Here is a 21,635-nt window from a genome sequence, read left to right as displayed (position 1 = left end):
GTAGCGTCGAGCTTGCTCGACTGCCTTGGCCCCTCCGTAGAGTCGAGCTTGCTCGACTGCTTCAGGCAAAAACAGTCGAGCAAGCTCGACTCTACAAACCGCGGGTAGAGCAGTCGAGCAAGCTCGACTCTACGCTGCGGGTTCCATCACTCTTCCAGCTTGCTCAGCAGGTACTTCGGCTCGCCGATGCGCTCGATCAGGTCCAGCTGGGTTTCCAGCCAGTCGATGTGCTCTTCTTCCGAATCCAGGATCTTCACGAACAGCTGGCGGCTGACGTAGTCACCGACCGAATCGGCATAGGCCACGGCGTCGCGCAGGGTGACCACGCCGTCGCGTTCCAGCGACAGGTCGCACTGCAGGATCTCGGTCGGGTTTTCGCCGATGCGCAGCTTGCCCAGCGCCTGGAAGTTCGGCAGACCTTCCAGGAACAGGATGCGGTCGGCGAGCATGTCGGCATGCTTCATCTCGTCGATCGATTCCTTGTACTCGTGCTCGGCCAGTTCCTTGATGCCCCAGTTCTTGAGCATCTTGGCGTGCAGGAAGTACTGGTTGATCGCGGTCAGCTCGTTGTAGAGGACCTTGTTGAGGAATTCGATGACCTTGGTGTCGCCCTTCATGGGGATGCTCCTGCACGCTGAAAACGCGGGCACTGTAACCCCTTGCGCGCGAGCGTGAAGGAACGCGAATCGTGCGCATTGGCCAGTGCAGCCAGCAGCGAGGCAGAAGGGGGCACGGCGTCAACGCCGCGCGAAGGCGGATCAGGCCGCCTGCAGGCCCAGCACGGGCAGCGGCAGGTCGTGCGTGGCCAGCGCCTTGGCCAGCAGGTCGCCGGCCATGTCCAGGCAGGAACCGCAGGTAGCGCCGCAACCGGTACGCATGGTCAGCTCGCCCACCGACGTGACGCCCTGCGAGGCGGCTTCACGGATCTGGTGGTCGGTAACACCATTGCAGATGCAGACGTACACGGGCAGGAACCAGGCTGACAGGCCGGAAGCGGCCTGGTGGCTATTCCAATGCAAACGAGAATGGTTGTCAATCAATGACCTGAACCATTCTCGCTACCGTTCAGGCCACTAGGTGGCCGGACCGTCGCCCTGGGCCTTCTTCGGCCAGTACCCGCGGCTGCGCGGGCGCTTGCGTGGGCGGTCATGGCCGGCGGCCTGGCCGGGCATCCAGGCCTCGGCCGCGCTCTTGGGCATGGAAGTGACCCCCTGCCCCGCCACCCCGCGTGCCAGCGGCGCCAGATGGCGCAGGGCACGGGCGTAGACGCCACGCTTGAACATGACCACGTGTTCCACCGGGTACCAGAAATCGACCCAGCGCCAGTGGTCGAACTCCGGCGAGTCGGTGTGGTCCAGCCGCACGTGCGATTCATCGCCAGTCAGGCGCAGCAGGAACCAGACCTGCTTCTGACCAATGCAGACCTGCCGTTCATTGCGGCGGATGGCCCGCGCCGGCAGTTTGTAGCGCAGCCAGCCCGGTGTCGCGCCCAGCACTTCCACGTGCTCGGGCAGCAGTCCGGTTTCTTCCTGCAGTTCACGATACATGGCTTCGACGGGGGTCTCGTCGGTGTTCATTCCGCCCTGCGGGAACTGCCAGCCATCCCGGCGCACACGTCGTGCCCAGAATACCTGCCCGTCCTGCCGCATCAGCACAATGCCGACGTTCGGTCGATAGCCGTCCGGATCGATCACGATGCGGACTCCTAAGAAAATCTACTGGCTGGGACTATCCCATGACGCCTGTCAGGCCACAAGCACGTTACAAAGGTGTTGACAGGCCCAGTACACATGCGCAGAATAGCGGGCTCACCAAGGCTATGTAGCTCAGCCGGTTAGAGCACAGCACTCATAATGCTGGGGTCGGTGGTTCGAGTCCACCCATAGCCACCACATTGAAGTTGTTTTTCAATGTGAAAAATGTGAGAATAGCAGTTCGCGACATTGCCCCGTCGCCAAGCGGTAAGGCACCTGACTCTGACTCAGGCATTCGGTGGTTCGAATCCATCCGGGGCAGCCACATTCAAGAAAGGCCAGATCGAAAGATCTGGCCTTTTTCTTTGCGCGCGCATCACTGGGGATCAGCGCCTTTTCCTGCGGAAAAGGATCCGACCCCCAATCCCCTGAACGACAAAAGCCCGGCCGAAGCCGGGCTTTTGCGTTTCCAACCAGCGGGCTCCCGAAGGAGCCCAACCAGGCGCAGCGGATCAGCGCTTGGAGAACTGGGTGGCGCGACGGGCCTTGTGCAGACCGACCTTCTTACGCTCGACTTCACGGGCGTCACGGGTCATGAAGCCAGCCTTGCGCAGCTCGGACTTCAGGGTTTCGTCGTACTCGACCAGTGCACGGGCGATGCCCAGACGGATCGCACCGGCCTGGCCGGTGGTGCCGCCGCCAGCGGCGGTGACCAGGATGTCGAAGCTTTCGGTGTTCTTGGTCAGCTCGAGCGGCTGGCGCACGATCATGCGCGCGGTCTCACGACCGAAGAACTCGTCCAGCGGACGGCCATTGACGGTGATGTTGCCCGAACCCTTGCGCAGGAACACGCGAGCGGTGGAGGACTTGCGGCGGCCAGTGCCGTAGTTTTGAGTGATAGCCATGATTAGATATCCAGAACCTGCGGCTGCTGTGCGGCGTGCGGATGCTCAGTGCCGGCGTAGACCTTGAGCTTGCGGTACATCTGGCGACCCAGCGGGCCCTTCGGCAGCATGCCCTTCACGGCGATCTCGATCACGCGCTCCGGGTGGCGCTCCAGCGCCTGTGCCAGGGATTCGGTCTTCAGGTTGCCGATGTAGCCGGTGAAACGGTGATACATCTTGTCCTGCAGCTTCTTGCCGGTGACGGCAATCTTTTCTGCATTGATGACGACCAGGTAGTCGCCGGTATCAACGTGGGGGGTGTAGACCGGCTTGTGCTTGCCGCGCAGACGGCGGGCCAGCTCGGTGGCGAGACGGCCCAGGGTCTTGCCCTCGGCGTCGACGAGGTACCAGTCGCGCTGGACGGTCTCGTTCTTGGCAGTGAAAGTGCTCATGAAGAACTCTAGGTTAGGTCGGGCTCATTGCGGCGAAAGGCTCGCCGGAACTCTGCCACGCGTTGTGAAAAGGTGAAGCGTAAGAGGCGGGATTGTACGCACCCGGCCTGCCCGGTGCAAGCGCCCCCTGCCCTGGGTTGGCAGGGCCCGGGCGCCGGGCGAGAATCGCAGGTCTCCCCGCCCCACCCGTGCTGCCATGACCGCGCTCCGCCAGACCACCCCGCTGGACCACCTGCTGACCGAGGCGCAGCGCGCCCTGGACACAGTGTTCGGCAACCCGCCGGCCGCCCGCCCCTACCCGGCCGCGGACACCGACGAACCGGGCATGGACCGCGCGCAGCGGCGCCATGCCGCCGGCCTGATGCGCATCAACCACGTGGGCGAGGTCTGCGCGCAGGGCCTGTACTTCGGCCAGGCTGCCGTGGCCCGCGATCCGGCCACCCGCGAACACCTGCTGGAAGCGGCGCAGGAAGAAACCGACCACCTGGCCTGGTGCGCCACCCGCCTGGGCGAGCTGGACAGCCGGCCCAGCCTGTTCAACCCGCTGTGGTACGCCGGCAGCTACACCATCGGCACCCTGGCCGGGTTGCGCGGTGATGGCTGGAACCTGGGCTTCGTGGTGGAAACCGAGCGCCAGGTGGAAGCCCACCTGGACGAGCACCTGGTGGACCTGCCGCCGGGCGACCTGCGCAGCCGCGCGGTCATCCAGGTGATGAAGGAAGACGAAGCCCGGCACGCCGAGCACGCCGAACAGGCCGGCGCACGCCGCCTGCCGTTCCCGATTCCAGGCGCGATGGCGCTGGCATCGAAGGTGATGAAGACCATCGCCTACCGGCTGTAACCGCCGCCGGGGTCGGATCCCTTTCCCAAGGGAAAGGGCTCTGACCCCTGACGGTCCGTGATCCATGATGGGGTCAGAGCTCTTTTCCCGTGGAAAAGGGATCCGACCCCGTCAATCAATTGGGCGACACCAGCTTCAGGCCGATCACGCCGGCCACGATCAGGGCCACGCAGCCCAGCCGTGCCGGCGAGGCGCTGTCGTTGAACAGGAAGATGCCCAGCACCGCCACACCCAGCGCGCCGATACCGGTCCAGATGGCGTAGGCCGTGCCCACCGGAATGCTCTTCATCGCCTGGCTCATCAGGTACAGGCTGATCAGCGCCGAGACGACGGTGGCGGCGGTGGGCAGGGGCTTGCTGAAGCCTTCGGAGTACTTCATTCCAATGGCGAAGCCGATTTCGAACAGGCCGGCCAGCAGCAGATAGATCCAGGGCATGGGTGGGGTCCTTACCTTGTTGAACAAAAACGAAACGGCCCGGTGCTTTCACACCGGGCCGTAGGTCGGTACATCGCCGTGGAACCACTGATTGCGCAGCATTCGGTTCCACGGGGCGGGTCGTCCCGCCTGGGTGGGCGATGCCAAGGGGCATCGCGCACGGGTGTTACTCGGACAGATTGCGGCCGTGGAACAGCTCTTCGATCTCGCGCTTGAGCAGCGCTTCGATCTTCATGCGTTCCTTGAACGACAGGTTCTTGGCCTTTTCCTCGAACAGGTACTGGTCCAGGTCGAAGTCCTTCAGGTGCATCTTCGTGTGGAAGATGTTTTCCTGGTAGACGTTGACGTCGAACATCTCGTAACGCGACTTGATGTTCTTGGCCAGGAAGTTCTGGATCGAGTTGATCTTGTGATCGATGTAGTGCTTCTTGCCCTTCACATCGCGGGTGAAGCCACGGACGCGGTAGTCCATGATCACGATGTCCGATTCCAGGCTCTCGATCAGGTAGTTCAACGCCTTCAGCGGCGAAATGACGCCACAGGTAGCCACGTCGATGTCGGCGCGGAAGGTGGCGATGCCTTCCTGCGGGTGCGTTTCCGGATAGGTGTGCACGGTGATGTGCGACTTGTCCATGTGCGCGACCACGGCATCGGAGATCAGCTCCTTGCCGGCCTGCTTCTTGTCGATCACCGGTTCTTCGGAGATCAGGATGGTCACCGAGGCACCCTGCGGATCGTAGTCCTGGCGGGCCACGTTCAGGATGTTCGCGCCGATGATCTCGGCGACATCGGTCAAGATTTGAGTCAGCCTGTCGGCGTTGTACTCTTCATCGATGTATTCAATGTAACGCTGACGCTCCTCTTCGGTGCGCGCGTAACACACGTCATAGATGTTGAAGCTCAGCGCCTTGGTGAGGTTGTTGAAACCCTGCAACCTCAGGCGAGGCAACGGCTTGACCACGGCGGTCGATTCCTGTGTGAGATGGGAAAGGGGGAATTATGGGGCAAACTGCCCGCCGGGGGAACGTGAAGGGCTCACGCATCTGGCACACTATTTGCCCTTAACAGGTGCGCTGGTTAAGCTCCGCCATCGAACCCGTGAATCCGTTCATGCGCAGAGGGAGCGCCCCTATCGTGTCAACCGTGCGCCTAGCTAGCAGCCCATTGGCCTTGGATATCGCCACCATCGATCGCTTCTTGGCGCACAGCCATCGGCGGCGTTACCCCACCCGTACCGACGTTTTCCGCCCTGGGGACCCGGCGGGAACGCTGTATTACGTCATCAGCGGCTCTGTCTCGATCATGGCCGAGGAGGATGACGACCGCGAACTGGTGCTGGGCTACTTCGGTGCCGGCGAGTTCGTGGGCGAAATGGGCCTGTTCGTTGAATCGGACCGCCGCGAGGTGATCCTGCGCACCCGCACGGCCTGTGAACTGGCCGAGATCAGCTACGAACGCCTGCACCAGCTGTTCCTGGGCCCGCTGTCGGCCGACGCCCCGCGCCTGCTGTACGCACTGGGCCAGCAGATCTCCAAGCGCCTGCTCGACACCAGCCGCAAGGCCAGCCGCCTGGCGTTCCTGGACGTGACCGACCGCATCGTGCGCACCCTGCACGATCTGGCCCAGGAACCAGAAGCAATGAGCCACCCGCAGGGCAGCCAGCTGCGCGTTTCGCGCCAGGAACTGGCCCGCCTGGTCGGCTGCTCGCGTGAAATGGCCGGCCGCGTACTGAAGAAGCTGCAGACCGACGGGTTGCTGCATGCCCGCGGCAAGACCGTGGTGCTGTACGGCACCCGTTGAGCACGCCCGGTGGGTGCGGACCTTGGTCCGCACACCATCGCACGCCCCGCACATGCGCATCCGCTAGGCTCGGTGCATGGAACTGAGCAGCGAATTCTGGTGGTTCATCCTCATCGGCCTGGGCGCACAGCTGGTCGATGGCGCGTTGGGCATGGCGTTTGGCCTGGTGTCGTCGTCGGTGCTGCTGGCCATGGGTATCCCGCCGGCGCAGGCCAGCGCGGCCATCCATACCGCCGAAGTGTTCACCACCGGCGCGTCCGGTGTGTCGCATCTGGTCGCAGGCAATGTCGATAAACGCCTGTTCTTCCGCCTGGCCCTGCCCGGTGCCCTGGGCGGCGCGGTGGGCGCCTATGTGCTGACCCAGCTGCCGGGCGACATCATCCGCCCGCTCATCTACCTGTACCTGCTGGTGCTGGCCATCCTCATCCTGGCACGTGCGGCCGGGCGCTGGATGCCCAACGGCGAGATCCGCCGGGTTCCGGTGCTGGGCTTCTTCGCCGGCTTGCTGGACGCCAGCGGCGGCGGTGGCTGGGGCCCGGTGGCCACCTCCACCCTGCTGGCCCGCGGCGGCCAGGCGCGCACCACCATCGGCACGGTCAACGCCGCCGAGTTCGTGGTGACGGTGACCATTTCGGCCACCTTCCTGCTGTCGATGGGCCTGCAGCACCTGCAGATCGTCGCCGGCCTGTTGATCGGCGGCATGATGGCCGCGCCGGTGGCGGCGATCCTGGTCAAGCGGGTGAAGGAACGCTGGGTGCTGGTGGCGGTGGGCGTGCTGGTGCTGGGCATCAGCCTGTTCCAGATCGGCCACGCGCTGGGCGGTTATCTGGGGCGCTGACGGCCCGCGCCTGTTCCGGTAGCGCCGGGCCATGCCCGGCGGCTCTTCGTGAAAAGCAGTCGAGCATGGCTCGACTCTACAACAGACGCCGGTCAGGCCTTGTCGCCGCCGCGGTCGACGCAGCCCCAGTTGAGGATGCGGGTACCGGCCGGAAGCACGCTGCGGAAGAAGTCGACCTTGGAGCGCTTCGGGTTCACCACCACCGGCGCCTTGGCGGCCAGCAGCAGCGGCAGGTCGGCGGTGCTGTCCGAATAGGCGATGTCGATGTCGCCATAGCCGCGCTCGCGCAGCATGCGCATCTTCTCTTCGTTGTGGCAGTGTCGGGTCGGGCCGACCCCGCCCAGGCGCGGGCCCACTTCGGTGCCGATCACCGGCACATCCTGGTGGGCCACGAAGGCCAGAATGGCACGGGCCAGCTCCGGCGGTGCGCCGGTGGCCACCACCACCCGGTCGCCCTTGGCGCGGTGCGCGGCGAATACTTCCAGCGCCTGCGGCAGCAGCTTGGCGCGCATCTGCTGCTCGTTGCGGATCACGTAGGCGTCGATCACCCGGTTGAACTCGCGCGCCCGGTGCAGGCCGAAGCTGCCGATCCACACGTAGACCGAAATGCCGGTACGGCGGGTCGGCAGCATCGCCACCAGCGGCCCGGCGATCGGCGTGACCAGCAGCGCGGCCAGCATGCGCAGCGGATTGCGCTTGATCAGCGAGGCGAACAGGTGGGTGCCCGAATCACCGTCGTAGAGAGTGTGGTCGAAGTCGAAAACGACCAGCGGCGCATCCTCGCGCGGCGTTGGATAGTGCGTTGTCATGCCCCGAAGAATAGCTGACGCAGACCCTCACCCGGTTCTTCCACGCGCATGAAGGCCTCGCCCACCAGGAACGCATGGATGCCGGCGTCGCGCATCAGGGCCACGTCCTGCGGGCCCAGGATGCCGCTCTCGGTCACCAGCAGGCGGTCGCGCGGCACCGCCTTCTGCATGTCCAGGGTGGTCTGCAGCGAGACCTCGAAGGTGCGCAGGTTGCGGTTGTTGATGCCGATCATCGGCGCCGGCACCTGCAGCGCGCGCTCCAGCTCGTCGATGTCATGCACTTCCACCAGCACGTCCATGCCCAGCGACAGCGCCAGTTCGGACAGGGTGGCCAGCTGGGTGTCGTCCAGCGCGGCCACGATCAGCAGGATGCAGTCGGCGCCCAGCACGCGGGCCTCGTACACCTGGTAGGCGTCGATCACGAAGTCCTTGCGCAGCACCGGCAGCGTGCAGGCTTCGCGGGCCTGCTGCAGGTAGGCATCGGCGCCCTGGAAGAAGTCCACGTCGGTCAGCACCGACAGGCAGCTGGCGCCGCCGAACTCGTAGCTGACGGCGATATCGGCCGGGCGGAAGTCGGGGCGGATCACGCCCTTGGACGGGCTGGCCTTCTTCACCTCGGCAATCACCGCCGGGTCGCCGTTGGCCACCGCCGCCTGCAGCGCGCGCACGAAGCCGCGCACCGGGGGGGCACTGGCCACGGCCGCCTGCAGCGCCTCCAGCGGGCGCTGGGCGCGGCGCTGGGCCACTTCTTCGGCCTTGCGGGCCAGGATCGTCTGCAGGATGTCGCTCATCGTCGTCGCTTCGGTACTGGGGCGGTGAGGACGGCCATTATCGGCCATCGGGTGGGTCAGGCTGAACCGCGCGCTCAGGCAACCAGCGCGCGGGTGGTGTCAACGTACTGCTGCAGGCGCTGGCGGGCACTGCCATCGGTGATGGCGGCACGGGCACGGGCCAGGCCGTCGCCGATGTCGCTGGCCACGCCGGCCACGTACAGCGCTGCGCCGGCATTGAGCGCCACGATGTCCAGCGCCGGGCCGGCCTGGTTGTCCAGCACCGCGCGCAGCATCTGGATCGACTGCTCCGGGCTGTCCACGCGCAGGTTGCGGCTGGCCGACATGGCAATGCCGAAGTCTTCGGGGTGGATCTCATATTCGCGCACCTTGCCGTCGCGCAGCTCGCCCACCAGGGTGCCGGCGCCCAGCGAGATCTCGTCCATGTTGTCGCGGCCCCAGACCACCATGGCGCGCTCGGTGCCCAGCTCGCGCAGCACGCGCGCCTGGATGCCCACCAGATCGGGATGGAACACGCCCATCAGCACCGACGGTGCGCTGGCCGGGTTGGTCAGCGGGCCGAGGATGTTGAAGATGGTGCGCACGCCCATCTCGCGGCGGACCGGCGCGACCACCTTCATCGACGGGTGATGGATCGGCGCGAACATGAAGCCGATGCCGGTCTGCTCGATCGCCGCGGCCACCTGTGCCGGCTGCAGTTCGATGGCCGCGCCCAGCGCTTCCACCGCATCGGCGCTGCCGGATTTGGACGACACGCTGCGGTTGCCGTGCTTGGCCACGCGCGCGCCGGCGGCGGCCGCCACGAACATCGCGCAGGTGGAAATGTTGAAGGTGTGCGAACCATCGCCACCGGTGCCGACGATATCGACCAGGTGGGTGGTATCGGCCACCGGCACCGCCAGCGCGAATTCGCGCATGACCGTGGCGGCCGCAGCGATCTCGTCGATGGTTTCCTTCTTCACCCGCAGGCCGGTGAGGATGGCGGCGGTCATCATCGGCGAAACATCGCCGCGCATGATCTGCCGCATCAGGTCGACCATTTCGTCGAAGAAGATTTCGCGGTGTTCGATGGTGCGTTGCAGGGCTTCCTGGGGGGAGAAGCTCATCGGAATGCTCCTTGGATCAGGCCGCCGGGCGCTGCAGGAAATTGCGCAGCAGGGCGTGGCCGTGTTCGGTGAGGATGGATTCGGGGTGGAACTGCACGCCTTCCACCGGGGACTGGCGATGGCGCAGGCCCATGATCTCTTCGATCGAGCCGTCCTCGTTCTCGGTCCAGGCGGTTACTTCCAGCGCGTCGGGCAGGCTGGTCTTGTCCACCACCAGCGAGTGGTAGCGGGTGGCCTGGTAGCGGTCCGGAAGGCCGGCGAACACGCCCTTGCCTTCATGGCGGATGGGCGAAGTCTTGCCGTGCATGATGTTGCCGGCGCGGATGACCGTGCCGCCGTAGACCTGGCCGATGCTCTGGTGGCCCAGGCACACACCGAGGATCGGCGTGGTCGGGCCCAGCCGCTGGATCAGCTCCAGCGACACGCCTGCTTCATTGGGCGTGCATGGGCCGGGCGAAATGACGATGCGCTCGGGTTTCTGCGCGGCGATCTCGTCCACGCTCATCGCATCGTTGCGCACCACCTTCACTTCGGCACCCAGCGTCTGCAGGTACTGCACGAGGTTGTAGGTGAAGCTGTCGTAGTTGTCGATCATCCACAACATGGTCAGGTTCCGTCGCTTATCAGGAAAATGGCGTACACGTTTTCGGTGTAGGTGATGGGGCCGGCTTCGATGGATTCGCGCGTACCAGGCTCAGGCGCTGCGGCGTAGCCGTGACTGCCGGTTACCGAGATCCGGTCCAGGTTCTGGCCATCCTCGTCCAGCTGGGGCCACTGCCCGGCCTGGATGCCATAGGCGAAATCCGGTGCCACATCGGAAATGCTGTACAGGCCGCGCAGCGACGTTCCATAGGCCTTGGCCAGGCCCTGCGCCGATTCACGGGTCTGGGCCGCCGCTTCAGTCTTCAGCTCGCGGCGCAGTGCGACCTCACCGGAGTAGGTCGGGGCGACGCTGCTGACCTGCACATGCTCATTCGCTTTCAGCGCGGCCAGCACGTCCTGCATCTGCTTCACGCTGGCAAAGCTGGCACGCAGCTGGCGCGAAACGCGGGTACCAATGAACACCTGCCGGCTGTCCTCATAGCGCGTGGCGGGGCCGATGCGCAGGTTGTCCGCGCGCACGCTTCCGTCCACCGCCTTGTGCTGCTTGAACAGCGCCAGCGCGCGCGCCACGTTGTCCTGCACGCGGCGGCGCGCCGCATCGGCGTCCATATCGGTCTCTTCGATGTTCAACTGCAGGCCGAAGCGGTCGGGCATCACCGTGCGGGTGCCCTGCCCCTTCACCAGCAGATGCGGCTGCGAGGGAATGGTGTTGGCCTGCGCCCACGCGGACGGGGCCATCGTGGCCAGCAGCGACGACCACAGCAATGCGCTCAGCAGCTTCATGCGGTACTCCTTGTCTTGGGTGGGAACAGCGGAAGGTGCCGCGGCGCAGGCCACGGCACGGGGAAACTCACAGGCCCTTGGCGGCCTGGGCGACGGCGCGGAACAGCGCACGGCCCTTGTTCATCGTCTCGTCCCATTCCTTGTCCGGGTCCGAGTCGTAGACGATGCCGGCGCCGGCCTGCACGTACAGGCGGCCATCCTTGATGACCGCAGTGCGGATTGCGATCGCGGTATCGGCATCGCCGTGCCAGCCGATGTAGCCGATGCTGCCGGCGTAGACGTTGCGCTTGATCGGTTCCAGTTCGCGGATCACTTCCAGCGCGCGGATCTTCGGCGCGCCGCTGACCGTACCGGCCGGGAAGGTGGCACGCAGCACGTCGGCGTAGCTCAGGCCCGGCTGCAGCTGGCCGGTCACTTCGCTGACGATGTGCATGACGTGGCTGTAGCGCTCGATCACGAACTGCTCGCCTACTTCCACGGTGCCGGCCTTGGACACGCGACCGGCATCATTGCGGCCCAGGTCGATCAGCATCAGGTGCTCGGCGCGCTCCTTCGGATCAGCCAGCAGCTCGGCTTCCAACGCCAGGTCCTGTTCGACGGTGGCGCCGCGCGGGCGGGTGCCGGCGATCGGGCGCACGGTCACTTCGCCATCCTGCAGGCGCACCAGGATTTCCGGCGACGAACCGACCACCTGCAGGTCGCCCACATCCAGGAAATACATGTACGGCGACGGGTTCAGCGCACGCAGCGCGCGGTACACATCCACCGGGCGCGCCTTGAACGGCACGCTCAGGCGCTGGCTCAGCACCACCTGGAAGATGTCACCGGCGCGGATATATTCCTTGCTGCGCTGGACCGCATCGACGAAGCCTTCGCGGGTGAAACCGGAAACGAAATCGGATTCGTCCAGCACATCGCTGTTCAGCGGTGCCGGATAGCCCGCGCCCGGTGCGCGCAGCTTGGCGGTCAGCGCATCCAGGCGCGCCTGCGCCTGCTCGAACGCGCCGTCGACCCGCGGGTCGGCGTGCACGATCAGGTACAGCCGGCCCTTCAGGTTGTCGAACACCGCCAGTTCGTTGGAATCCAGCAGCAGGATGTCCGGCGTGCCCAGCTCATCACGGCCGGCCGGCGGGGCCAGGCGCGGTTCGATGTAGCCGATGCACTCGAAGCCGAACCAGCCGACCAGACCACCGGTGAAGCCCGGCAGGCCGTCCAGCTTGGGCACCGAGTGGGCGCTGCGCAGCGCCTCGACCTCGGCGAAGGGGTCGGCCACCTCGCGGGTATCCACCACCTGGCCATCCTCGCGCACGGTCAGGGTGTGGCCGTGGAAGGCGTACACGCGGCGTGCCGGCAGGCCGATGATCGAGTAACGACCAAAGCGCTCGCCGCCTTCGACGGATTCAAACAGGTAGGTATTGGGGCCGTCGGCGAGCTTCAGATAGACCGAAAGCGGCGTGTCCAGGTCGGACAGCACTTCGCGGACAACGGGGATATGGGTGTGGCCTTCAGCGGCCTGCTGCTGAAACTGAGCGTGCGAGTTCAAGACGACTTTCCTTCCGGGACACAGCGTTATGGGGGCGGACGACGGCAACGGGCCACCATCGCCACCAACGGCGTGCGGAAGAAAGGGTATGCGGGGTCGTCAGGCTGGACACCCGTTGACTGTAACGCAGGTTCGGCGGCAGGGAAACCCTGCGGCCCTAGCCCATGCGTCGCGCATGCTCCTGCGACTCCTGCACCTGCTGCTGGGCCAGACCGGCCTCCACAGACGCGGACCGGCTGGCCGTGACGGCATCCACCTGGGCCGTGCTGACGCTGAGGGGCTGGGCCATGCCCTGGGCTACCTCCACATGGGCATGGCGTCGGTGCGGGGCATTGAGGTCGGCGGTATCGACGGCGAAGGCTCGGGCGCGGTCGTCGCTGAGGACCACATGGGAAATGGTCTCGAGCCCTTCGCGCTTGGCCTGGGCCGCCAGCGCGCCGGCCAGCTGGTCGCTGTGCAGGTCGGGCACGCGGTTGTGGGCCCGGTCCAGGGCGTGGACGCCGGACTGGGCGCCGAGGAACAGCGGATTGGCCACATGGGAGGGATGATCGATGCTGATCGCCTGCGTGCTGGGTCCCGTGGCCCGGCCACCTGCGGCAGGCACGATGCCGGGCTGTTGCTCGATCAGCTTGCGCGCGGCGGCCTCCTGCGTGCTCAGCGCGGAATCCAGGCTGGGGATCACGGTCGGGTCCATGCCATGGCGGGCGGTCGCCTCGCCGAAGGCTGCCCCGATGCCACGGACCACGCGAGCGGACTGGTCCAGGTTGTGCAGCTTCACCGCGACCATTGGCAGGTTTCCGCTGGGCAGATGCGTGGCGGCGGCCGCCTCAAGGCCAGCTTTTGCCCCGCCCACCGTGGCGAGGGCGACCGGTGCGGTCGCGGTAATGCCCTTCACGTGGGATGCCACAAGATCGTAGCCACGTTCGACATGGGCACCGGCCGTGGCAAAGCCGTTCTGCAGCTTGCCCGCCACCCATTGCCCATCGTGGTTGATGGCGGTGGCCACGCGCTCGCCCGTCGCGCGAGCGCCCGCAGCGTCGGCATGGGCCTGCGTGGTCGCGTGCTGCGCACGTTGCTCGCCGAGATCACGAACGGCGTCGCCCTGCCGGGCCAGTTTGTCGGCCACGTTGTCCATGCCCACGCTGCCCGCTACCCACGACAACGCGGACAGCCCACGGGCGCCGGCCTGCGACTGCACGCGATGCACCGTGGCTTCGATGCTGCCGGTCAGTTCACGCCCGGAAGCAATCACCGTGCTTGCCGCGCGCGTCCCCACCTGCAGGCTGGCCGAGCCCATGTTCACCACCTGGCCGATGGCCATGCCTTCGGTCTTCAGCACACGCTCGACGCCATCACCGGTTCTGTCCAGCACATGGGCAGTGGCAGCGCCGGCCCTTTCCACCTGCTCGCCGATCAAGCGACCGTTGCGCATACCATGTGCCGTGGCGTGCAGCACGGTGGACAGCGGGCCCGCCAGTTCCGCCACCTGGCTGGGCGCGGCCACCTGCGGTCGATCAATCAGCGCGCCCTGCGCATCGCGCGTCTTTGGCTCCAGCAGCAGTTCAAGACGCCCCGCCGCAAGCGGAATATCACGCAGCGCCTGCTGACCTGGCTGGGTCGCCAGCTGTTCGATGAACTGTGCAGCGGCGGTCTGCGCGCCCGGCGGCAGACTCTCGCGCAGCTGCTCACCGACAACCTTCTGCATGACCGGGTCCTTCAGCACCATGCCCAGCTCGTTGGCGAGCACACCATAGCCGCGGCGCTGATGCTCGCTCAGGCGGTGCATGCCGTTCTGCACATCGTTCAGCACCTCACCCGTGGTCTGGTAGGTGTGCACGGTCTGCCCGGTGTCGAACGTCGGCAGGCCGTTATCCTTGGCGTAACGCGATGCGGTTGCCGGATGCAGGCCAGCGGCGTTGAAGGTCGTAGCGCGCGCGCCGGTGACGGCGGAAGCGGCGGAGGCCATGCCACCGCCGAGAGAGTGGCCGGCTATTTCGAAGCCGCCGGAGCTTCGACTATTGACCAACGATGCAAGCGTCATCGCTCGATCGTAGTAATCGCTGCGCATTCCGATGCCCTGCATTCCATTGTTCAGGAAGTCCTCGCCTAGAGACTCCCTGTGACCCGCTGGCACCGAGGGATCGATGATCTCGCCGGTTGAACCCTTGTAGACAAGTACAGGCTTTGCATCCTGCCCCAGCACCCTCTTGTCTGGCAGATAGATCTCTGCGCGAAAGCCTGACTGTGTGGGTTGGAGATGACGCTGCAACTCGTCGTCCGTCATGTTGATTCCCGCAGCCCGAAGTGCCGCAGGGTCTGTGCTCCCGCGCGTCCACCCTGCCGGCGGCTCACCGTCGTGCTTGGCTGCCCGATAGACATCGGCTGCCAAGCCGGACATTTCCCGGGAGTGGTAAGTCTCCTTGAGGCGATCTGCCTCTTCTTCGTGACCACTGTCGCGCAACTGCTTGACCAGCATATTCTGCTGTTGAACTTGGCGAGCACGCGACTCGATGTCGGAATCATTCATGGCAAACTCCATTGCGCTTTCGCGGGCTCAACGCAGAGCCAACGTTGCTTATCCAGCATGGGCGCATCTGATAGTGTCACGCCATCACGGCCAAATATTTCAGAGCGACGATGCGCGTCCGACTTCACAATATGATGGCTAGAGCGCTAACAAGCGCGACTCTTGTCACACTTTTACTCATCACTGGATGCGCCGTTTCATCCACACACGGTGCTGATGAGTTCTTTGAAGGACAGCCACTGCAGTTGGCGATCGCGTCCGAGCAGGGCGATGCAGAGACGATACGGCGCCTCATCAAGGACGAAGGGGTCGATCCGGACCACACGTTTTCGTCACGCGACGGGATTCCACTGATTGCATGGCCGCTCCGCGCAAAGAATCTGCAGGGTCTTCAGCTGCTCCTGGAGAATGGTGCAGATCCAAACGCACGCGTCGTCAGAAAGATGAATGGGCAAGAGATCCATTTCAACAACGCTCTGGTGTATGCGGCAAAGATGGACGACCCCCGCTTCCTCGAGGCTTTGCTCAAGCACGGAGGAGATCCGAATACGCGCAACTCCAACCATGAAACGCTGATGTATCAGGCATTCATCAGCGGCAATCAATGGAAGAATATCCAGCTTCTGGTTGAGAACGGGGCTCGCGTCAACGAACCAAACCTAGGCAAGAACGACACCGTTCTTAGCCTCTACACAGGCAGAGGCGGGTTTGATTACGCCTACTGGTTGCTGGAACATGGAGCGGACCCGACAATTTCCCTGCCCCCCATCGAAGGAACCACCCAATCGCCCCGACAGGTGATGGTCGAGGACATCTACTGGGAAATCACCACGCCCGACAACCTGCCGTGGCAGAAGAAGTGCCAGCAATGGTTGGCTGAGCGCAACATCCCACGCCCGCCGATGCCCGAGCACATCCGCAGGAAGCGGGAGGCCTTCAAGTTCCCGACCAGGGAAGAAGACATCCCGCTGCTATAAGGACAGATGACATGGACGTTCGCCTTCGTGATCCCATCTTCCGTCCCGCCCTCTTGGCGGCAGCATTGACACTGCTTTCAGCATGCGCACCGCAATCGATGCATGGCGCTGAGGGTTACTTTGAAGGCAAGGCCTTACAGCTGGCGATTGCCGCCGAAGGCGGCGACTCCGATGCCATACGTCACCTTGTCAAAGACGAGGGCGTCGACCCGGACAGAACGTTTTCATCGCGCGACGGAATTCCCCTGATCGCGTGGCCGCTGCGAGCCCGCAGCATCGAGGGACTGAAAGCCCTGCTCGATGTCGGTGCAGACCCCAATGCCCGCGAGTCCAAGCAGATGAACGGGCAGTTGATCAACTTCGACAACGCGATGGTCTACGCGGCGAAGATGGACGACCCGCGCTATCTGGATCTTCTGCTTAAGCATGGCGGAAATCCCGATACGCGCAACGTCAACAATGAGACGCTTCTCTACCAGGCGTTCATCAGCGGAAATCAATGGAAGAATGTCCAGACGCTGGTGAAAAACGGCGCAGATGTAAATGAATCCAATCGCCGCAGCTTGGGCGACGACACCGTCCTGAGCTGGTACACAGGAAGAGGTGGATTCGACTATGCCTACTGGCTGCTGGAGCACGGAGCAGATCCCACCATCTCCCAACCTGTACAGGAAGGATCGGGCAAGACTGCCCGTCAGCTGATGGTCGAAGACATCTACTGGGAAATCACCACGCCCGACAACCTGCCGTGGCAGAAGAAGTGCCAGCAATGGTTGGCTGACTGCAACATCCCACGCCCGCCGATGCCCGAGCACATTCGCAGAAAGCGGGAGGCCTTCAAGTTCCCCAGCCGGGAAGAAGACATCCCGCTGCTGTAGCCCGTAGCTCAAGCCCCGGAAAGCAGCTCGCAGCCAGTCGGCAGGTGCATGCGCACCCGGCCCGGCACGCAGTCGATACGGAAACGGCGGGCCTGCACCGGCTCGCCGTCCAGGTTCAAGGTCAGCGCCTGCGGGGCCTCGATCTGCAACCACGGCAACTGCGCGCGCGTTGCCACGCGCTCCAGCGCGGCTTCCTTGCCACCGGTCAGCATCTGGCCAATCGTGGCGGCCACCTCGCCTTCCAGTTCGGGCACCACGGTCACGTCCAGCAGGCCGTCATCGATCAGTGCCTGCGGGCACAGCTGCTGGCCGCCACCGGCCTGGCGGCCATTGCCGATGCCCAGGGCGATGAAGCCGCCTCCCCATGCGAAATCCGGGCCGGACAGGCGCGCGGTGATCGGCTCGATGCGGCCCAGTTTGGCGATGCCGGTGATGACGTAGGCAAGCCCACCCAGCATTTTCTTCAGGCCCGCATCGGTTTCCACCGTCACCTGCGTGCCGAAGCCACCGCTGGCCAGGTTGGCGCACCACCAGGTCCGCCCGTCGGCGTCCACGCGCAGCAGATCCACAGCGCGCGCGGAGGCCTGCCCGATCAATGCAAACGCCTGCTGAGGTTCGGTGGGAATGCCGGCGGAGGTGGCGAAATCATTGGCCGTGCCCATCGGCACCAGCGCCAGCGAGGGCAGCGCGTCGGCTGGTTCATCGCGATGGGCCAGGGTTTCGGCCACGGCGCTGAGCGTGCCATCGCCGCCGGCGGCCACGATCACGTCCACGCCATGGTCGATGGCTTCGGCCACGTAACGCTCGGCGTCGCCCTCTTCCCAGGTCACCCGCACTTCCAGCTGTACGCCCTGCTGCCGCCAATGGCCGACGGCACTGCGCAGGTCGTCATCGCCTGCGGATTTGCCGTTGAGGATCAGGCGCCAGCGCGGGGTGCTCATGCAGTGCTTCCGGGAGGGGGTGGCACAGGCTAGCAACGCCGCGTTTGCCCGCGGTGAATGTCATCCAGGTGTCATGGATGGCCCGGAGAATGGAAGGCCATAGCAGGGATGATGGATGGAGGCAGGATCAGCCTCCCACGCATGCAGCGAAGCCGCGCCGGGGATTGGCGCGGCTTTTTTTTGCAAGGGCAGTGCGAACCAAGGTTCGCACCTACCGGGTTGGATTTCGTGCGAACCAAGGTTCGCACCTACCTGAAGCCTCAACCGTTGGCGAAATCGTGCAGGGCCTGGCCCTGCAGCCGGTACACGGTCCACTCGTCCTGCGGCTTTGCGCCGGCGGCGGTGTAGAACGCGATGGCCGGTGTGTTCCAGTCCAGCACCGACCATTCGAAACGACCGCAGCCTTCGGCCACGGCCTGGCGCGCGATGTACTTCAACAGTGCCTTGCCGGCACCGCCACCGCGCTTCTCCGGGCTGATGTACAGGTCTTCCAGGTAGATGCCCTTGCGGCCCAGCCAAGTGGAATAGTTGTAGAAGTACACCGCGTAGCCGATGGCTTCGCCGTCGGCTTCGCAGATCAGCGCGCGGGCGCTGGCATCGGCGCCGAACAGGCTCTCGGCAATGCCGATCTCATCGGTCTGCACCGCGTGCTCGGCCTTCTCGTAGATGGCCAGTTCGCGGATGAAGCGCAGGATCAGGCCGGCATCGGCCACGGTGGCCGCGCGGATGTTCAACACGGCCGCCGTGCCCATGGTTCAGCCCCGCGCTGCAGCGACGTTGGCGCGCATCTGCGCGATCACGTCCTGGTAGCTGGTCTTGGCGTTGAAGATGGCCGAACCGGCAACGAAGGTGTCCGCACCGGCAGCGGCGATCGCACCGATGTTGTCGGCCTTCACGCCACCGTCGATCTCCAGGCGGATGTCCTTGCCGCTGGCATCGATCTTCTGGCGCACCACGCGCAGCTTGTCCAGCGCCGAGGGAATGAAGGCCTGGCCGCCGAAGCCCGGGTTGACCGACATCAGCAGCACCAGGTCCAGGTCATCCAGCACCCAGTCCAGGATGTCCACCGGGGTGGCCGGGTTCAGCACGATACCCGGCTTGCAGCCCAGCGAGCGGATCAGCTGGATGGTGCGGTGCACGTGGCGGCTCGCTTCCGGGTGGAAGCTGATGTAGGTGGCACCGGCCTCGGCGAAATCGGGAATGATGCGGTCCACCGGCTCGACCATCAGGTGCACGTCGATCGGCGCGGTGACGCCGTGCTTGCGCAGCGCCTGGCAGACCATCGGGCCGATGGTCAGGTTCGGCACGTAGTGGTTGTCCATCACATCGAAATGGACCCAGTCCGCACCGGCGGCCAGGACGTTGTCCACTTCCTCGCCCAGGCGGGCGAAATCGGCGGACAGGATGGACGGGGCGATGAGGCAGTTGGACATGGCCGGGGCCTTGGGCACGAGGGGAAAGGGGTTCAGCGCTTGCGCAGGGTCTTGATGCGGTCGTAGGCGGCATTGATGCGCCGCGACTTCTGTTCGGCCTGCTGCTGCAGCTCGGGGGCGGCGCCACCCAGCTTGTCGGGGTGGTACTGGGATATCAGCTTGCGGTAGGCGCGCTCGATCTCGGCGTCGGTGGCCTCGGAGGTCAGCCCCAGCTCCCGGTACGGGTTTTCCTTGTTCAGGCGGAACCAGTCGCTGTCGAAGGCGTGGCCCAGCAGCAGGCCCACCACCGCCCCGAACAGCGGATTGGGCCGGAACAGCAGGGCCCCGGCAATGAATCCGAGCAGTTTTCCGTACCAGCGCATGGCGTTCCGGGGGTGACCGACGAAATGGACGATCATTTTACGTCACAGCGGGCCCGGACCGCTTTACACTAGGCCGCCCGCTGGTCAGCGGGCCCGCCGGGTCCGTTGGGCAGCCGTATCGACAAAGCCCCAGGAGTGCCCGTGCCGACCACGCTGTTGCAATCCGATCTCCCCGGCCTGCCCTTGCGCCATCGCGGCAAGGTGCGTGATGTGTTCGATATTCCGCGCGAGCGGCTGCCGGCAGGGACCCCGCCGGGCGATTACCTGCTGATGGTGGCCACCGATCGCCTGTCGGCGTTCGACGTGGTGCTGCCCGACCCGATTCCGGGCAAGGGCGAGATGCTCTGCCAGGTGTCCAACTTCTGGTTCGCCAAGACCGCCCACCTGATGCCCAACCACCTGACCGGCATCGATGTGGCCAGCGTGCTGCCCGAGGGCGTGGACCCGGCCCTGTATGCCAAGCGCGCGGTGGTGACCCGGAAGCTGAAGCCGGTGCCGGTGGAAGCGATCGCCCGCGGCTACCTGATCGGCAGCGGCTGGAAGGACTACCAGCGCACCGGCAAGGTGAGCGGTATCGACCTGCCCGACGGCCTGCGCCAGGCCGAGCAGCTGCCAGAGCCGATCTTCACCCCTTCGACCAAGGCCGCCGTGGGCGACCATGACGAGAACATCGATTTCGATGCGATGGTCAAACAGGTGGGTGCGGACCTGGCCGAGCGCGTGCGCGATGCCACCCTGCGCATCTACAAGTTCGCCGCCGATTACGCCCGCGAGCGCGGCATCATCCTGGCCGATACCAAGTTCGAGTTCGGTACCGATGCCGATGGCCGTCTGTACATCATGGACGAGATGCTGACCCCGGATTCCTCGCGTTACTGGCCGGCCGACGAGTACGAAGTGGGCACCAGCCCGCCGAGCTACGACAAGCAGTTCGTGCGCGATTACCTGGAGACGCTGGACTGGGGCAAGACCGCCCCGGGCCCGACCATCCCGGCCGAGATCATCGAGCGCACCCGCGCCAAGTACGCCGAGGCGCTGCAGCGCCTGGCCGGCATCAGCGTCGACTGATGCCCCTGCGCCCCCGGCCCGCGCGGCTGGGGGCGTGGAATGCGGTCGATGAATTGGACCCGGTAGAGTCGACCGTTGGTCGACTGCTCTCCGTTCAGATCGAGAAAATCGCCGCGCTGCGCGCGATAGTCGACCAACGGTCGACTCTACCCCGTCGTTTCCACACAGTCGGCCCCACCCGGTCGCCCCCACCATTCGACGCCCCCCATCACCGCGCGGCGCTGCGGGAGTATGCTGGCCGCATGCAGACCACCACCCAGCTTGCACGCCCCGTCGATCGCTACTTCGCCAGCTATTCCGACGACCACCAGAACCCGATCAACCAGGCCATCCACGTGGTGGCGGTGCCGGCCATCCTGTGGTCGGTGGTGGCCCTGCTGTGGTGCGTGCCGCCGCTGATCACCTGGTTCCAGTACGGCATCTGGGCGGCGTTTGCGATGTTCAGCGCCTGGTGCTTCTACAACAAGCTGTCGCGCCCGCTGGGCATCGGCATGCTCATCCAGTTCTTCGTGTTCGGCTGCCTGTGCCGCCTGCTGGAAGCCGAAATCGGCCTGCATGCGTTGCGCTGGCTGGCGATAGGCGTGTTCGTGGTGGCCTGGATCGCCCAGTTCATCGGACACAAGTTCGAGGGCCGCAAGCCCAGCTTCCTGACCGATCTGACCTACCTGCTGATCGGCCCGGCCTGGGTGATGGCCAAGCTGTACCGCAAGCTGGACTGGCGCTACTGATCGCCGGGCGGCTTTCCTGAACGGGGCCGCGCGCTCACTGTGGCTGTACGCCGTGCCTGCCACGCTGCCGGCCAGGCCGTGGCTGAACCCATCCGTTGCCGAACCACGTGAACCCGCAGCCCCTGTGGTGCAGGGCCTGCG

General features: G+C 65.2%; 25 protein-coding genes and 2 tRNA genes. 9 read left to right on the top strand and 18 right to left on the bottom strand.

The genetic code is table 11. From position 1 onward, the window contains the following. Window positions 1-146: 146 nt before the first annotated feature. The 3 genes from bfr to G4G00_RS14805 form a co-directional block, all read right to left on the bottom strand. Complete coding sequence (gene bfr, locus G4G00_RS14815) at window positions 147-617, bottom strand: bacterioferritin (RefSeq protein WP_108754386.1); 471 nt, start codon at window positions 615-617, stop codon at window positions 147-149. Window positions 618-758: 141 nt separating this feature from the next. After that, entirely contained in the window at window positions 759-965 is a 207-nt protein-coding gene (locus G4G00_RS14810) for a (2Fe-2S)-binding protein (protein WP_057497541.1), read from the bottom strand. A gap of 108 nt (window positions 966-1,073) precedes the next feature. Then, window positions 1,074-1,694 carry an RNA pyrophosphohydrolase gene (locus G4G00_RS14805; RefSeq protein ID WP_108751086.1) on the bottom strand — a complete coding sequence of 207 codons (621 nt, stop codon included), beginning with the start codon at window positions 1,692-1,694 and terminating at the stop codon, window positions 1,074-1,076. Window positions 1,695-1,815: 121 nt separating this feature from the next. On the opposite strand from G4G00_RS14805, the gene G4G00_RS14800 reads away from it, so the two are divergent. Continuing rightward, window positions 1,816-1,892: transfer RNA gene (locus tag G4G00_RS14800), tRNA-Met, on the top strand. Between the two features lie 52 nt (window positions 1,893-1,944). Then, window positions 1,945-2,019, top strand: a tRNA-Gln gene (locus G4G00_RS14795). A 187-nt stretch (window positions 2,020-2,206) separates the two neighbouring features. Here G4G00_RS14795 and rpsI read toward each other — a convergent pair. Beyond that, a complete protein-coding gene (gene rpsI, locus G4G00_RS14790) occupies window positions 2,207-2,599 on the bottom strand; it encodes a 30S ribosomal protein S9 (protein ID WP_005411311.1) in 393 nt (130 codons plus the stop codon). 2 nt (window positions 2,600-2,601) lie between these two features. After that, on the bottom strand, window positions 2,602-3,030 hold the full coding sequence (gene rplM / locus G4G00_RS14785) for a 50S ribosomal protein L13 (protein ID WP_005414692.1): 429 nt from the start codon (window positions 3,028-3,030) through the stop codon (window positions 2,602-2,604). A 196-nt stretch (window positions 3,031-3,226) separates the two neighbouring features. Between rplM and coq7 the strand changes: the two genes are divergently transcribed. Then, a complete protein-coding gene (gene coq7 / locus G4G00_RS14780; protein WP_108754387.1) occupies window positions 3,227-3,871 on the top strand; it encodes a 2-polyprenyl-3-methyl-6-methoxy-1,4-benzoquinone monooxygenase in 645 nt (214 codons plus the stop codon). A gap of 115 nt (window positions 3,872-3,986) precedes the next feature. Here coq7 and sugE read toward each other — a convergent pair whose 3' ends face one another. Together sugE and speD are read right to left on the bottom strand one after the other, a co-directional pair. Continuing rightward, window positions 3,987-4,307 carry a quaternary ammonium compound efflux SMR transporter SugE gene (sugE, locus tag G4G00_RS14775; RefSeq protein WP_108751088.1) on the bottom strand — a complete coding sequence of 107 codons (321 nt, stop codon included), beginning with the start codon at window positions 4,305-4,307 and terminating at the stop codon, window positions 3,987-3,989. A gap of 166 nt (window positions 4,308-4,473) precedes the next feature. Next, window positions 4,474-5,268 carry an adenosylmethionine decarboxylase gene (gene speD, locus G4G00_RS14770; protein ID WP_006473908.1) on the bottom strand — a complete coding sequence of 265 codons (795 nt, stop codon included), beginning with the start codon at window positions 5,266-5,268 and terminating at the stop codon, window positions 4,474-4,476. Window positions 5,269-5,417: 149 nt separating this feature from the next. Between speD and crp the strand changes: the two genes are divergently transcribed. Next, window positions 5,418-6,107: a cAMP-activated global transcriptional regulator CRP gene (gene crp, locus G4G00_RS14765; protein ID WP_010482649.1), complete on the top strand. Its 690-nt coding sequence runs from the start codon at window positions 5,418-5,420 to the stop codon at window positions 6,105-6,107. 76 nt (window positions 6,108-6,183) lie between these two features. Next, window positions 6,184-6,945 carry a sulfite exporter TauE/SafE family protein gene (locus G4G00_RS14760; RefSeq protein WP_108754388.1) on the top strand — a complete coding sequence of 254 codons (762 nt, stop codon included), beginning with the start codon at window positions 6,184-6,186 and terminating at the stop codon, window positions 6,943-6,945. Between the two features lie 92 nt (window positions 6,946-7,037). On the opposite strand, the gene G4G00_RS14755 is transcribed toward G4G00_RS14760, so the two are convergent. The 7 genes from G4G00_RS14755 to G4G00_RS14725 form a co-directional block, all read right to left on the bottom strand. Continuing rightward, on the bottom strand, window positions 7,038-7,754 hold the full coding sequence (locus tag G4G00_RS14755; RefSeq protein WP_108754389.1) for a haloacid dehalogenase-like hydrolase: 717 nt from the start codon (window positions 7,752-7,754) through the stop codon (window positions 7,038-7,040). Next, a complete protein-coding gene (gene trpC, locus G4G00_RS14750; RefSeq protein WP_108754390.1) occupies window positions 7,751-8,545 on the bottom strand; it encodes an indole-3-glycerol phosphate synthase TrpC in 795 nt (264 codons plus the stop codon). Before trpC ends, G4G00_RS14755 begins: the two co-directional genes overlap by 4 nt. Before the next feature lie 74 nt (window positions 8,546-8,619). Beyond that, window positions 8,620-9,651, bottom strand: a complete 1,032-nt coding sequence (gene trpD, locus G4G00_RS14745; protein ID WP_164274647.1) for an anthranilate phosphoribosyltransferase — start codon at window positions 9,649-9,651, stop codon at window positions 8,620-8,622. A 16-nt stretch (window positions 9,652-9,667) separates the two neighbouring features. Next, window positions 9,668-10,255, bottom strand: a complete 588-nt coding sequence (locus G4G00_RS14740; protein ID WP_164274644.1) for an aminodeoxychorismate/anthranilate synthase component II — start codon at window positions 10,253-10,255, stop codon at window positions 9,668-9,670. Window positions 10,256-10,257: 2 nt separating this feature from the next. Further along, complete coding sequence (locus G4G00_RS14735) at window positions 10,258-11,037, bottom strand: SIMPL domain-containing protein (protein ID WP_108754393.1); 780 nt, start codon at window positions 11,035-11,037, stop codon at window positions 10,258-10,260. Between the two features lie 67 nt (window positions 11,038-11,104). Then, entirely contained in the window at window positions 11,105-12,580 is a 1,476-nt protein-coding gene (gene trpE, locus G4G00_RS14730) for an anthranilate synthase component I (RefSeq protein ID WP_057494325.1), read from the bottom strand. A 157-nt stretch (window positions 12,581-12,737) separates the two neighbouring features. Beyond that, window positions 12,738-15,107 (bottom strand): XVIPCD domain-containing protein, encoded by a 2,370-nt coding sequence (locus tag G4G00_RS14725; protein ID WP_240336166.1) that lies wholly within the window; start codon window positions 15,105-15,107, stop codon window positions 12,738-12,740. A 245-nt stretch (window positions 15,108-15,352) separates the two neighbouring features. On the opposite strand from G4G00_RS14725, the gene G4G00_RS14720 reads away from it, so the two are divergent. Together G4G00_RS14720 and G4G00_RS14715 are read left to right on the top strand one after the other, a co-directional pair. Next, window positions 15,353-16,084 (top strand): ankyrin repeat domain-containing protein, encoded by a 732-nt coding sequence (locus G4G00_RS14720; protein WP_240336165.1) that lies wholly within the window; start codon window positions 15,353-15,355, stop codon window positions 16,082-16,084. Window positions 16,085-16,095: 11 nt separating this feature from the next. Beyond that, entirely contained in the window at window positions 16,096-16,962 is an 867-nt protein-coding gene (locus tag G4G00_RS14715; RefSeq protein ID WP_164274639.1) for an ankyrin repeat domain-containing protein, read from the top strand. Window positions 16,963-16,970: 8 nt separating this feature from the next. On the opposite strand, the gene yegS is transcribed toward G4G00_RS14715, so the two are convergent. The 4 genes from yegS to G4G00_RS14695 form a co-directional block, all read right to left on the bottom strand. Next, window positions 16,971-17,903 (bottom strand): lipid kinase YegS, encoded by a 933-nt coding sequence (gene yegS / locus G4G00_RS14710; RefSeq protein WP_164274636.1) that lies wholly within the window; start codon window positions 17,901-17,903, stop codon window positions 16,971-16,973. Between the two features lie 260 nt (window positions 17,904-18,163). Next, entirely contained in the window at window positions 18,164-18,655 is a 492-nt protein-coding gene (locus G4G00_RS14705; protein WP_108757379.1) for a GNAT family N-acetyltransferase, read from the bottom strand. Between the two features lie 3 nt (window positions 18,656-18,658). Further along, complete coding sequence (rpe, locus tag G4G00_RS14700; protein WP_108751097.1) at window positions 18,659-19,336, bottom strand: ribulose-phosphate 3-epimerase; 678 nt, start codon at window positions 19,334-19,336, stop codon at window positions 18,659-18,661. A gap of 32 nt (window positions 19,337-19,368) precedes the next feature. Then, complete coding sequence (locus G4G00_RS14695; RefSeq protein ID WP_107232903.1) at window positions 19,369-19,698, bottom strand: DnaJ domain-containing protein; 330 nt, start codon at window positions 19,696-19,698, stop codon at window positions 19,369-19,371. A 141-nt stretch (window positions 19,699-19,839) separates the two neighbouring features. Here G4G00_RS14695 and G4G00_RS14690 point away from each other — a divergent pair, with 141 nt between their 5' ends. Further along, window positions 19,840-20,766 carry a phosphoribosylaminoimidazolesuccinocarboxamide synthase gene (locus G4G00_RS14690; protein ID WP_029379835.1) on the top strand — a complete coding sequence of 309 codons (927 nt, stop codon included), beginning with the start codon at window positions 19,840-19,842 and terminating at the stop codon, window positions 20,764-20,766. Between the two features lie 242 nt (window positions 20,767-21,008). Continuing rightward, window positions 21,009-21,494, top strand: coding sequence for an Mpo1-like protein (locus G4G00_RS14685; protein WP_108754398.1), 486 nt, complete (start codon window positions 21,009-21,011; stop codon window positions 21,492-21,494). Window positions 21,495-21,635 lie beyond the last annotated feature (141 nt).

Source organism: Stenotrophomonas sp. B1-1, assembly GCF_010894375.1.
In the GTDB taxonomy this organism is placed as follows: domain Bacteria; phylum Pseudomonadota; class Gammaproteobacteria; order Xanthomonadales; family Xanthomonadaceae; genus Stenotrophomonas.
Note: the sequence above shows the minus strand (reverse complement) of the source record. Positions and strands in the feature narration are given on the sequence as shown.

Coding starts and splice junctions, on each gene's coding strand:
- coq7 (WP_108754387.1), top strand. CDS start 3,227: ATGACCGCGCTCCGCCAGACCACCCCGCTGGACCACCTGCTGACCGAG.
- G4G00_RS14705 (WP_108757379.1), bottom strand. CDS start 18,655: ATGGGCACGGCGGCCGTGTTGAACATCCGCGCGGCCACCGTGGCCGAT.
- G4G00_RS14740 (WP_164274644.1), bottom strand. CDS start 10,255: ATGTTGTGGATGATCGACAACTACGACAGCTTCACCTACAACCTCGTG.
- bfr (WP_108754386.1), bottom strand. CDS start 617: ATGAAGGGCGACACCAAGGTCATCGAATTCCTCAACAAGGTCCTCTAC.
- G4G00_RS14760 (WP_108754388.1), top strand. CDS start 6,184: ATGGAACTGAGCAGCGAATTCTGGTGGTTCATCCTCATCGGCCTGGGC.
- G4G00_RS14725 (WP_240336166.1), bottom strand. CDS start 15,107: ATGAATGATTCCGACATCGAGTCGCGTGCTCGCCAAGTTCAACAGCAG.
- sugE (WP_108751088.1), bottom strand. CDS start 4,307: ATGCCCTGGATCTATCTGCTGCTGGCCGGCCTGTTCGAAATCGGCTTC.
- G4G00_RS14685 (WP_108754398.1), top strand. CDS start 21,009: ATGCAGACCACCACCCAGCTTGCACGCCCCGTCGATCGCTACTTCGCC.
- trpD (WP_164274647.1), bottom strand. CDS start 9,651: ATGAGCTTCTCCCCCCAGGAAGCCCTGCAACGCACCATCGAACACCGC.
- rpe (WP_108751097.1), bottom strand. CDS start 19,336: ATGTCCAACTGCCTCATCGCCCCGTCCATCCTGTCCGCCGATTTCGCC.
- G4G00_RS14695 (WP_107232903.1), bottom strand. CDS start 19,698: ATGCGCTGGTACGGAAAACTGCTCGGATTCATTGCCGGGGCCCTGCTG.
- trpC (WP_108754390.1), bottom strand. CDS start 8,545: ATGAGCGACATCCTGCAGACGATCCTGGCCCGCAAGGCCGAAGAAGTG.
- G4G00_RS14755 (WP_108754389.1), bottom strand. CDS start 7,754: ATGACAACGCACTATCCAACGCCGCGCGAGGATGCGCCGCTGGTCGTT.
- G4G00_RS14715 (WP_164274639.1), top strand. CDS start 16,096: ATGGACGTTCGCCTTCGTGATCCCATCTTCCGTCCCGCCCTCTTGGCG.
- rpsI (WP_005411311.1), bottom strand. CDS start 2,599: ATGGCTATCACTCAAAACTACGGCACTGGCCGCCGCAAGTCCTCCACC.
- rplM (WP_005414692.1), bottom strand. CDS start 3,030: ATGAGCACTTTCACTGCCAAGAACGAGACCGTCCAGCGCGACTGGTAC.
- G4G00_RS14735 (WP_108754393.1), bottom strand. CDS start 11,037: ATGAAGCTGCTGAGCGCATTGCTGTGGTCGTCGCTGCTGGCCACGATG.
- crp (WP_010482649.1), top strand. CDS start 5,418: ATGCGCAGAGGGAGCGCCCCTATCGTGTCAACCGTGCGCCTAGCTAGC.
- yegS (WP_164274636.1), bottom strand. CDS start 17,903: ATGAGCACCCCGCGCTGGCGCCTGATCCTCAACGGCAAATCCGCAGGC.